Raw genomic sequence first — 11,612 nt, forward strand, 5'->3', positions numbered from 1 at the left:
GCCGCCTCCTGGACCGCAGCGGCATCGGCGTTCGCCTCACCGATCAGGCCGACGACACCGTCCACGTCCTCGAAGGTCCACGCGGCCATGACGTCGCGCAGACCCAGCGGCGGCAGCCACTCGCCGTTGACGCGGTCGATCTCGGCGTACGTCTTGCGGGCCTCGGCCCTTGGCCCGAGCTGCTTGGCCTCGGCGCGGGTGAGCACCCAGTTCTTCAGCGGCTTCTCCGGGGAGGCGTCGGTGTCGTACCTCTGCACGATGTCGAGGAAGAGGCGCCAGTCGACCGGGCCGCTGGTGATCTCGTCATCGGCGGCGTCGTAACCGGTGCGGCCGTCGTAGACGTCGTCGACGACCTGGGTCAGCTCCTCGTCGGAGAGGTCCGCGAGCATGGCCGAGACGGCTGTGTAGGCGGCCGGGTAGCCGTACGCGTCCTTCTCCTGGCTCCATCCGTTGGCATCCCAGGTCAGGAGGGGGAACGCTTCCTTGCTGCGACGCTTCACCTTGCCGTACTTCTGCCCCTTGGCGCCGACCTTCTCGGTCGCGTGCTGGGCGACGAGCTCGGTCAGGCCCTCGCTCAGCCAGCGGCCCTCGACGATGTCGGGGTTGATCCAGGCGTGGGTCATCTCGTGGTAGAGGATCGCCGTATCCAGGTCCTCGGAGACGACGATCTCGTCGGCGTTCGAGTCGAACCAGGCATAGCCGACCGCCTCCGCCGAACCGTCCTCACGAATCGTCTCCAGCCCACCGGGCCACTCGTTGCCGGTCAGCTCCTCCAGCACCGGCATGCCTTCGGTGACCCGCTTCTCGGCGAAGTCGATCCACTCCTTGTCCTTGGGAAAGCTCTGCAGCGACAGCTTCGTGTCGCCGACCTTGATCTTCTTCTCGTCGAAAGCCTTCGGGTCGCGCGCGGAGACGCCGGCGTCGACGAAGTCGCCCTCGGAGTGCCAGGTCGTCGTCTTGCCCTTGGTCCGCTTGGTGAAGTCGCCCGAGGAGGCGGTGAACGTCATCGACTTCGGCAGCACGACGTCGACGGTCACCTGCCCGTCGTCACCGAGGCCGATCACCGGGAAGACGGCGTACCCCTCGCCGATCCGGGTGTGGTTCTTCTTCGCCCGGATCGGGGCGCCCTTCAGCTCGTACGTCCAGGTGATCGTGCGCGACTTGCCGTAGTAGAGGTTCGGGAAGGACACCGTGACCACCGCGAGGCCGGTGCCCTTGATCTTCTCGGTGCTCACCGGCAGCTTCGCACCGTTGCTCGTCGCCCTGACCTCCGTCGCCCCGGCCGGGATCGGGATCGCGTGACCGGTCAGGAAGTAGTAGGTCGTGGCCGTGCTCGGCTGCTGGTTGGTGACCGTGACCTCGGCCTTCACCTTGACGGTCTTGGCCTTCTCGTCGAGCACATAGCGGGTGCGGGAGGACTCGCCGACTCCGTCGTTGGGCGCAGCGACGGCCGCCGGCGCTGTCGTCACCAGCCCAGCGCCCAGCGCCCCCAGCACGAACACACCTGCCACGACGCGCCGGAGTCGACCTGCTCCCTGACCGTTCTCCACCCAGGAACCTTAGACCGATGCCCCGATGGGTACGTCCCTTTTAATGCCTTCCGGGGCGCACGCCCCGGGGCATCACGCCCAGGACGTACCCCATTTGTCGGCGAAGGCGATCGCCTCGAGCGGCCGCCGGACGCGCTCGCGCTCCTCGCGCTCCGCGTCTCGCGGGTCGACCTGCGCGGGGTCGCCGTGGAGGCCGACCGCGATCCCGGTCATCGCCTTCCACCAGTCCGGTACACCGAAGGCCGCCGCCACCGCAGCATGGTCGAACCCGGCGAACTGGTGGGAGGAGAGGCCGAGGGACGCGGCCTGGACGGTGAGGTGCGCGGCCGCCTGACCGAGGTCGTAGTGGGAGTAGTCCGACCACTTCGGACCGTTGCCGTCCGGGTCCACGCCGACCTGGGAGATCGCGACGAACACGGCCGATGCCCGCGGCACCCAGCCGGAGTTGCCGCGCGAGAGGTGGCTCACGAACGTCGCGTGCCCGGCCGATCCGCGGGGTAGCACCAGGAACGACCACGGCTGGCTGTTGCCCGCGCTCGGCGCCCACCGGGCCGCCTCGAGGAGCAGCCTGATCTCGGCGTCGGCGAGCACGTGGGCCGGGTCGAAGACACTCACCGACCAGCGGTCACGCAGGTGCTCGGTCAGGTCCTCGGCGCCGGCCTGGGGCGCGCGCTTCGCGGCAGTCATGCCTCTATTCTGCAATGTCTACCGACTTGGACGACAAACGTCTCAGGCAGCGTCAGGCGAGGTACCGGCCGGGCCGGTGGTTGAAGGCAAGGATGATGTTGAGAACGACCGCACCGAGGGCAGAGAGGAGGACGGTCGCGGGCGAGACGACGAAGAGCGCGAGGAGGACGACGCTGACGTCGAGGCCCATCTGGACGTATCCGGCCCGGAGGTTGAGCCGCTCCTGCAGGAGCAGTGCGAGCACATTGAACCCGCCCAGGGAGGCACCGTGGCGGAAGATCACCAGGAGCCCGAGGCCGACGAGCAGGTTGCCGACGACGACCCCGTAGACGGTGTCGAGCCCGTCGAGCGGAAGCAGGTCGGCGTGGACGCGGGTCATCGCCGAGACCGCGATGACGCAGGCCAACGACCGGAGGGTGAACCCGATGCCCTTCTTGGAGAGCGCGAGCCCGAAGAAGGGCAGGTTGACCAGGACGAACAGCACCTCGAACGGCAGCCTGGTCCAGTAGCTCACCAGCAGGCTCAGTCCGGCGGTGCCGCCGGTGACCGCTCCGACCGACTGGATCAGGTGGAGCCCCAGCGAGGTCACCACGATGCTGGTCACGTAGCCGAGCGCGTCCTCCAGCAACGTATGGGGGACGCGGATCGACTCGAGGGAGTCAGTGAACGGCTCGGACACGACACTCATTCTGGGTGTCGTGCCCGAGCCGTGCAGAATTCAGCAGGGCGAGACGTACGTCACGTTTCCGCTGGTCAGGTGTAATTTTCCAGGTCAGGCAGGGACCCGGGCGAGGGCGCTGACGATCTCGTCGACCTTGGCCTTGGCGTCGCCGAAGAGCATCTGCGAGTTCTCCCGGAAGAAGAGCGGGTTCTGCACACCGGCGTAGCCCGCGGCCATCGACCGCTTGAAGACGACCACGTTCTTGGCCTCCCAGACCCGCAGGACGGGCATGCCCGCGATCGGCGAGGACGGGTCCTCGGCGGCGGCCGGGTTCACGGTGTCGTTGGCCCCGATGACCAGGACGACGTCGGTGTCGGCCAGGTCGTCGTTGATCTCGTCCATCTCCAGGACGATGTCGTAGGGCACCTTGGCCTCGGCCAGCAGCACATTCATGTGGCCCGGGAGTCGGCCGGCGACCGGGTGGATGCCGAAACGTACGTCCACGCCCTTGTCCCGCAGGATGCGGGTGAGCTCGGCGACCGGGTACTGCGCCTGGGCGACGGCCATGCCGTAGCCCGGGGTGATCACGACGGAGGAGGCGCCGGCGAGGAGCTCGGCGGTGTCCTCGGAGTTGATCTCGCGGTGCTCGCCGTAGTCGACGTCACCGGACGGCCCGGCCTCGATGCCGAACCCGCCGGCGATGACCGAGATGAACGAACGGTTCATCGCCTTGCACATGATGTAGGAGAGGTACGCACCCGAGGACCCGACCAGAGCGCCGGTGACGATCAGCAGGTCGTTGCCGAGGAGGAAGCCCGAGGCGGCCGCGGCCCATCCGGAGTAGCTGTTGAGCATCGAGACCACGACGGGCATGTCACCGCCACCGATGGAGGCGACCAGGTGCCAGCCGAGCGCCAGCGCCACGACGGTGACCGCGATCAGCAGCGGGAGCGTCGGGTTGATGACGTAGACGACCGTCAGGATCACGAAGACGACCAGGGCGCCGATGTTGATGACGTTCTTGCCCGGCAGCATCAGCGGCGCCGACTTCATCCGCGCGGAGAGCTTGAGGAAGGCGACGATCGAGCCGGTGAAGGTGACCGCGCCGATGAAGACGCCGATGAAGACCTCGGCCGAGTGGATCGCTCCACCGTGGACGTGGCCGGCCGCGGCCTCGAGGTGGCCGTTCCAGCCGATCAGGACGGCCGCCAGACCGACGAAGGAGTGCAGCAGCGCGATCAGCTCGGGCATGCCGGTCATCTCGACGACCTTGGCACGCCACAGGCCGATGACCGCGCCGATGGCGACCGCGCCGACCAGGACGAGCACGGCGGTCGTGGTGCCGCCGTCGACGACCTGGATGACGGTCGCGACCAGCGCCAGCGTCATGCCGGCAACGCCGTAGAGCCAGCCCTGCGAGGCGGTCTCGTGCTTGGACAGCCCTGCCAGCGACAGGATGAAGAGGAGGGCGGCGACGAGGTAGGCCGCACCGGCGATCGAGAAGATATCCATGATCAGGCCTTCCGGAACATCGAGAGCATGCGGCGGGTCACGGCGAAGCCACCGAAGATGTTGATGCTCGCCAGCAGCGTGGCGATGCCCGCGAGCACGAGCACCACGTTGTCAGCGACGGTGAGCTGCAGCAGGGCGCCCACAACGACGATGCCGGAGATCGCGTTGGTCACCGACATCAGCGGGGTGTGCAGCGCGTGGTGCACGTGGCCGATCACGTAGAACCCGATCACCACCGACAGCGTCAGCACGGTGAAGTGGCGGGTGATCTCGGCCGGGGCGACCGCGTTGAGCAGGAAGAGGGCGAGCGCACCGGTGCCGACCAGCGCGAGCTTCGCACCGGCGGAGAGCGGCTTCTTCTCCTCCTTGACCGCGACCTCGGCGGGGGCCGCTACCGCAGGGGCGGCGGAGACCTGGACCGGCGGGGGCGGCCAGAGCACGCCGCCGTCGTGCACGACGGTCAGGCCGCGCTGGACCTGGTCCTCGAGATCGAGGGCGAGTACGCCGTCCTTCTCGGGTGTCACCAGCTTCATCAGGTTGACCAGGTTGGTGCCGTAGAGCTGGCTCGACTGCGCGGGAAGACGCGCGGGGAGGTCGGTATAGCCGATGATCGTGACGCCGTTGGGCGTGGTGACGACCTCGTCCTTCACGGTGCCCTCGACGTTGCCGCCCATCGCGGCCGCCATGTCGACGATGACCGAGCCGGACTTCATGCTCGCCACGTCGGCCGCCGTGATCAGCTTCGGCGCCGGGCGGCCCGGGATCAGCGCGGTCGTCACGATGATGTCGACGTCCTCGGCCTGCTCGGAGTAGATCTCCGCGGCGCGCTGGTCGTAGGCCTCCGAGGTCGCCTTGGCGTAGCCGTCGGTCGACTTCTCGACCTCGACCTCCACCTTCAGGTATTCACCACCCAGCGACTTGACCTGGTCGGCGACCTCCGGACGAGGGTCGGTGGCGCGCACGATCGCGCCGAGCGAGCTCGCCGCACCGATCGCGGCCAGACCCGCCACACCGGCACCGGCCACGAGCACCTTCGCCGGTGGCACCTTCCCCGCCGCGGTCACCTGGCCGGTGAAGAAGCGGCCGAAGTGGTGGGCCGCCTCGACCACGGCGCGGTAGCCCGCGATGTTGGCCTGGCTGGAGAGGATGTCCATCGACTGTGCGCGCGAGATGCGCGGCACCGCGTCCATCGCGAAGGCGTCGACCTTGCGGGCGGCCAGGGCGTCGAGGAGCTCGCTGCTCTGCGCCGGCGCCAGCGGGGCGACCAGGGTGGCCCCGCTCTTCAGCAGCTCGACCTCGCCGACGGAAGGCGCGTTGACCCGGAAGACCAGGTCGGCACCCCACGCGTCGGCGGCCGTGCCGATGCGGGCGCCGGCCTCGGCGTACGCCTCGTCCTTGAAGCTGGACGCCTCTCCGGCCCCACCCTCGATGACGACGTCATAGCCCAGACCGGTCAGTTGTTTGACGGTCGCGGGGGTGGCCGCCACCCGGGTCTCCCCGGGCTTCGTCTCTCGGGTCACTCCGATGAGCATCCTCGACTCCTTGGGTCTAGCTGCGCAGTGTCTTCAGTCTCCAGCATGGTGGGATCCCGGTCAGCCGATCAGCGCGTGACCGATTCTTGACCGGCGGGGTCCGGAACCCCACCGTGCTGGTTACTGGCCGGTAACGGTAGGGCAGATCAGCAGGTGGACACCAGGTTTCACCGGTTGTATCGGTCCAATACCTGTGGTCTTCCTCACGTCCTCACAGCCCGTCGTCCCGACCGGTGTGCCTTCATCATGGCGGCGCTCAGGCGACCGCGGGAGTACCCACTATTTACTGGGGTACTTACCTGTTCGTCCGGAGTCGCCGAGGCCGGTCGTCCGGCTCAGCCTTCGCTGTCGAGCTGTGCCATGAACTGGGTCGGGTAGCGGTCGCCGCGGGCGGCGCCGACGGGCACGGCGGCGTCGATGCGAGCGAGATCGGCGTCGTCCAGGGTGACCGCGTTCGCACCTGCCATGGACTCGACCTGGCTGACCCGTCGAGAGCCGATGACGGGGACGATGTGCTCGCCGCGGGCGGCCACCCAGGCGATCGCGAGCTGGGCCAGGGTGATCCCCTTGGCCGCGGCGATCTCCTCCAGCGTGGTGAGCAGAGCGCGGTTGTGGTCGAGGTTGTCGCCCTGGAAGCGCGGCATGTGGGCAAGCGAGCCGCCGACGGTGCCGCTACCGCCGATCAGGCCACGGCCGAGGACGCTGTACGCGGTGATGCCGATGCCCAGCTCGCGACAGGTGTCGAGGATCCCGTTGGTCTCGATCCCCCTGCTGAGCAGGGAGTACTCGATCTGCAGGTCGCTGATCGGGGCCACCGCGGCGGCCCGCCGGATGGTGTCGGCGCTGACCTCGCTGAGCCCGATGTGGCGTACGTATCCCGCCTCCACGAGCTCCTGGATCGCGCCCACGGTCTCCTCGATCGGCACCTGCGGGTCGAGCCGTGCAGGGCGGTAGATGTCGATGTGGTCGGTGCCGAGCCGCTGGAGGGAGTACGTCAGAGATGACCGCACCGCCTCGGGACGGGCGTCGAAGCCGGCCGGCATCCCGACCGGGGTGAGCAGTGCGCCGAACTTCACCGAGAGCACCACGTCGTCGCGGTCGCGCTCGCGCAGCGCCCGGGCGATCAGCATCTCGTTGTGGCCGGCGCCGTAGAAGTCGCCGGTGTCGATCAGAGTGCCGCCGGCATCGAGGTAGGCGTGGATGACGCGTACGCCCTTCTCGTCGTCGACCGTGCCGTAGGCGCCGGAGAGGCTCATCCCGCCCAGTGCGGGGGAGGTGACCGTGGGTCCGTTCTTGCCGAGCTGTCGGCTGCTGAAGGTGATGTCGTGGGTCGTCATGCCACCCAGCGTGCGGCGGTCGAGCGGCCCTCGGGAGGCACGGCACATCCAGGGACGAACCGTCCCTGGATAACCGGACACCACCGGCGCAGGATGAGGAGCGTGACCGACCGCCGTGAGCTCGCCGACTTCCTCCGCCGTCGCCGGGAGCTGCTCCGGCCCTCCGATGTCGGCCTCCCGGACGGGTTGCGGCGGCGTACGCCTGGACTTCGGCGGGAAGAGGTCGCCTCGCTCGCCGGGGTCTCGACCGACCACTACACGCGGCTGGAGCAGGCGCGCGGGTCGGCGCCCTCGGAGTCGGTGCTCTCCGCGATCGCGCGGGCGCTGCAGTGCGATCTCGACGAGCGCGACCACCTCTTCTACCTCGCCGGGATGACGCCGCCTCCGCGGCGGGCCGGCCACTACGTACGTCCCGGCCTGATCGCCCTCGCCCGGCGGCTGACCGACATTCCCGTCGTGATCTGCACCGACACCGGCGAGATCGCCTGGCTCAACTCGCTCGCCACCACGCTGCTGCCGCCGCTGCCCGACGGGCCCGGCCGTGGTCGAAACCTGATGTGGCGCTGGTTCATCGAGACCGACCGCCGGCCGGCGCCGCGGGAGGACTGGGAGCGGATGTCGGCGAGCCACGTGATGGACCTGCGGGCGACGTACGCCCGGCGCGCCGGCGACTCCGACATCACCTCGCTGGTGCACGACCTCCTCGCGACGAGCGAGGAGTTCCGTGGGCTGTGGGAGCGCCACCAGGTCGGCGTGCGGCGTGCCGATGTGAAGACGTTCGTCCATCCCGAGGTCGGCCCGGTCTCCGTACGCTGCGAGGTCCTGCTCACCGAGGAGGCCGACGTGAAGCTGCTCGCCTACTTCCCGCTCGAGGGGACCGATGCCGCGGAGAAGCTCGAGCTGCTCCGCGTCATCGGCACCCAGCGGCTCACGAGCGCGGACTCATCACCCACCTGAGGGCGATGAAGCGAATCAGCGTGGCCGCGGCGTTGGCGGCCACGAGCACGACGATCTCGAACGCTCGCGCGGGGGTCGGCGCGGCCAGGTGGAGGAGTGCGAGTGATCCCGAGGTCAGTGTCAGCCCGACCCCGAAGGCGGCCAGCCCGGCGACGTGATGCTTCACCGCGCCCTGTCGCGCGGTGATCCCGAAGGTCAGCCGGCGGTTGGCCGCGGTGTTGGCGACCGCGGTCACCAGGAGCGCGATGAGGTTGGCCGCCTGCGCTCCGACGGCGGTGCGGAGGAGGACGTAGAGGAGGAGGTACGCCAGCGTGCTCATCACCCCGATGGCCCCGAACCGGATCACCTGAGCCGCCAGGCTTGGGCTCCGGACGGGGCCGGGAGGACGTACGCCACCGAGGTCGATCCGGCCGCTGACCAGCCCGAACAGAAGCCTGCTGATGCCGGCGAGGTCTTCCTTGATCGTGGTGGCGATGTCGACGCGCGAGTCGGGGTCGTCGACCCAGTCCACCGGCACCTCGTGCACGCGCAGCCCGGCCTCGGAGGCGAGGACGAGGAGCTCGGTGTCGAAGAACCAGCTGTCGTCCTCGATCAGCGGGAGCAGCTTCTCGGCGACGTCGCGGCGGAGCGCCTTGAAGCCGCACTGGGCGTCGGTGAACTCCGCGGACAGGACCCCGCGCAGCAGCAGGTTGTAGCCCTTGGACAGGAAGTCCCGTTTCGGGCCACGCTCGATCCGGCTGCCGCGGGCCAGCCGGGACCCGATCGCGACGTCGGAGTGGCCGGAGAGCAGCGGGGCGAGCAGGGGTGGCAGGGCCCGCAGGTCGGTGGAGAGATCGACGTCCATATAGCCGACGACCTCCGCTCGTGACGTGGACCAGGCGGCCTTGAGCGCTCTGCCACGGCCCTTCTCGTCGAGGTGGATCGCGCGGACCCGGGTGATCTCGGTCGCGAGCCGCTCCGCGATCTCCCAGGTGCCGTCGGTGCTGGCGTTGTCGGCGATCGTGATCGTCGTGGAGTAGGGCAGGGTGCGCAGATAGCCGTCGAGGTGGCGTACGGACTCCTCCAGACCCTTCTCCTCGTCGTGGACCGGGATCACCAGGTCGATCGTCGTCAGCAGTCGCTTCTCGTCGACGACCCGCAGGCCGCCCGAGAGCGTCGTGTCCGCGGTCATGCGGCCCCCTCGGTCAGGTCGTAGACCGTGGAGCTGCCGATCGTGGTCTGGGTGAAGTTCTCCTCCACCCAGGCGCTGATCTGGGAGGCGCTGGAGGTCTCGTCGCTGCTGCCTCCTGCGCCTCGCATGCCGCCCATCCCGCCCATCCCGCCGCCGGCGATGAAGTAGTGGATCTCGCCGTTGGCGACGTACTCCTTGAACTGCTCGAGCGTGATGCTGTTCGAGGTGCCGTTGAAGCCGCCGATCGCCATGACGGCCTCGCCGGTCTCGAGCTGGAGGCCGGCTGCGGTCTGGGATCCGATCGTCGCGGCCACCCAGGTGTAGTGGCCGGCGTTGGTGCTCACCGCCTCGGCGAGCTCCTCGTCGACCGCGCCGCCGCCCATCATTCCGCCTCCGCGGGTCCCGCCGGGCATGCCGCCGGGCATGCCGCCGGGCATCTGCGGGGCCTGGCCGGTGGCTCCGCCTGTGGTTCCGCCCGGCATCTGGCCCGTCGGCGGGGTTCCGTTCTGGGTCTGAGCACCGGGGCCGCCGGCACCACCGGGGCGACCACCGCGCATCCCACCCATGCCGCCGCCCTCATACGGACCGGCCGTCACGATCGAGCCGGTGTGGGCGGTGCCGATCGTCTGGATCGCGTACGCCGCAGGCCCGAGACCGACGCTGACGGCCGCCGCCGCGAGGACCGCCGCGGCTGCCCGGCGGGTGAGCCTGTCCGCGAAGACGAACGCGGCTGCGACCCCGAGACCGATGATCAGGACGGGCCAGCGCAGCGCATCGTACGGCTGCTCACCCGACTGCCCGAGGAGCACCCAGCCCCACACGGCGCTGCCGGCCATCGCGACCGCCAGGGTGACCCGGGCGAAGAGGCTGTCGCGGTCGCGCCACATGATCACTGCGCCGACGACCGCGGTGATCGCGATCCACGGGGCAAGCGCGACCACGTAGTAGTCGTGGTAGATGCCCTCCATGAAGGAGAAGACCAGGCCGGTGACGAGCATCGTGGCGCCGCTGAGCATCAGCGCGGCACGGGTCAGGTCGGTACGCGGCGACCTGCGCAGCGCGACGAGCCCGGTGACGAGGAGGAGCAGAGCCGCCGGGAGCAGCCAGGAGACCATCCCGCCGGAGACGCCCTGGAAGAGCCGCAGGACCCCGGCCGCGCTGGAGAACCCGGCGTTGCTGAGGCCGCCGTAGTCGCCGCCGTTGAGCCGGCCGACGCCGTTGTAGCCCAGCGTCAGCTCGAGGAGCGAGTTGCCGGTCGAGCCGTCGATGTAGGGGCGCCACGACTCGGGGATGAGCTCGACGATCGCGATGTACCAGCCGGCGCTCACGACCATGGCGACGAAGCACGCGATGCCGTGGGTCATCCTCCTGCCGAAGGAGCCCTTGCCCGCGATCAGGTAGACGACCGCGATCGCCGGGATGATCAGGAACGCCTGCAGCATCTTGGTCAGGAACCCGAAGCCGAGCAGCACACCGGCCAGCACCATCCACCTGCCCCTGCCGGTCTCGATCGCCTTCAGCGTCGAGAACCCGGCACCGACCAGCAGCAGGAGCAGCAGCGCGTCCGGGTTGTTGAACCGGAACATCAGCGCCGCCGCCGGGGTCAGCGCGGTGAACGCCCCGGCCACGATCGCCGCCTGCCACGGCACGACCTTCTTCACCATGGCGAAGACGAGCCCGACGGTCCCGACGCCCATCAGCGCCTGCGGAACCAGGATGCTCCACGAGGACAGCCCGAAGAGGCGTACGGACAGGCCCATCACCCACAGCGACGCCGGCGGCTTGTCGACCGTGATCGAGCTGCTCGCGTCGAGCGCTCCGAAGAACCACGCCTTCCAGCTCTCGCCGCCGGCTTGTGCGGCGGCGGAGTAATACTGATTGGCGTATCCGGACTCTGAGAGCGTCCATAGGTACGCCGCTGCTGTCAGGGTCAGCAGGATGGTGAGCGCTGTGCGCTCGGGGGTGGGGCGCCAGCTTCTTGTCTTCGTCTGTGTTGTCGCCGTTGGCGGATCGAGGAGTTGGGTCATGGCGACCACGCTCGGGGGCGGGGCTGTGGGGGTCGTTTTTTGTGGCTGTGAGTGGGCTATGGGCCTTTGATGGCTGATGTGTTTTCGGGGTTGGGGTGGGCCGCCGACCCGTTCTTGGAGGGTCTTCTCGACGAACCCCGGAGTCAAGGACGGCCTGCGGCCGCCGGCTTCGCCGGCC

General features: G+C 69.2%; 8 protein-coding genes. 1 reads left to right on the forward strand and 7 read right to left on the reverse strand.

What is annotated here, in order from left to right; genetic code table 11:
• Positions 1–1,622: 1,622 nt before the first annotated feature.
• From ACIO3S_RS27285 to ACIO3S_RS27305, 5 genes are all read right to left on the reverse strand, one after another.
• The gene (locus ACIO3S_RS27285) at positions 1,623–2,237 is read right to left on the reverse strand and encodes a nitroreductase family protein (RefSeq protein WP_400469385.1); all 615 of its coding nucleotides are present in this window, start codon (positions 2,235–2,237) and stop codon (positions 1,623–1,625) included.
• A 52-nt stretch (positions 2,238–2,289) separates the two neighbouring features.
• Positions 2,290–2,925, reverse strand: a complete 636-nt coding sequence (locus tag ACIO3S_RS27290; protein ID WP_400469387.1) for a YitT family protein — start codon at positions 2,923–2,925, stop codon at positions 2,290–2,292.
• Between the two features lie 84 nt (positions 2,926–3,009).
• Complete coding sequence (gene pntB, locus ACIO3S_RS27295) at positions 3,010–4,410, reverse strand: Re/Si-specific NAD(P)(+) transhydrogenase subunit beta (protein WP_400469390.1); 1,401 nt, start codon at positions 4,408–4,410, stop codon at positions 3,010–3,012.
• A gap of 2 nt (positions 4,411–4,412) precedes the next feature.
• Positions 4,413–5,942 (reverse strand): Re/Si-specific NAD(P)(+) transhydrogenase subunit alpha, encoded by a 1,530-nt coding sequence (locus ACIO3S_RS27300; protein WP_400469393.1) that lies wholly within the window; start codon positions 5,940–5,942, stop codon positions 4,413–4,415.
• Positions 5,943–6,277: 335 nt separating this feature from the next.
• Positions 6,278–7,279 carry an aldo/keto reductase gene (locus ACIO3S_RS27305; protein WP_400469396.1) on the reverse strand — a complete coding sequence of 334 codons (1,002 nt, stop codon included), beginning with the start codon at positions 7,277–7,279 and terminating at the stop codon, positions 6,278–6,280.
• Positions 7,280–7,381: 102 nt separating this feature from the next.
• Between ACIO3S_RS27305 and ACIO3S_RS27310 the strand changes: the two genes are divergently transcribed.
• A complete protein-coding gene (locus ACIO3S_RS27310; protein WP_400469399.1) occupies positions 7,382–8,236 on the forward strand; it encodes a helix-turn-helix transcriptional regulator in 855 nt (284 codons plus the stop codon).
• Here ACIO3S_RS27310 and ACIO3S_RS27315 read toward each other — a convergent pair.
• Together ACIO3S_RS27315 and ACIO3S_RS27320 are read right to left on the reverse strand one after the other, a co-directional pair.
• Positions 8,208–9,407 carry a glycosyltransferase gene (locus ACIO3S_RS27315; RefSeq protein ID WP_400469402.1) on the reverse strand — a complete coding sequence of 400 codons (1,200 nt, stop codon included), beginning with the start codon at positions 9,405–9,407 and terminating at the stop codon, positions 8,208–8,210. The two genes, ACIO3S_RS27310 and ACIO3S_RS27315, sit on opposite strands and share 29 nt — an antisense overlap.
• Positions 9,404–11,434: an ArnT family glycosyltransferase gene (locus tag ACIO3S_RS27320; RefSeq protein WP_400469405.1), complete on the reverse strand. Its 2,031-nt coding sequence runs from the start codon at positions 11,432–11,434 to the stop codon at positions 9,404–9,406. Before ACIO3S_RS27320 ends, ACIO3S_RS27315 begins: the two co-directional genes overlap by 4 nt.
• Positions 11,435–11,612: the final 178 nt, after the last annotated feature.

It is taken from the genome of Nocardioides sp. NPDC087217 (assembly GCF_044744805.1).
Lineage (GTDB): Bacteria > Actinomycetota > Actinomycetes > Propionibacteriales > Nocardioidaceae > Nocardioides.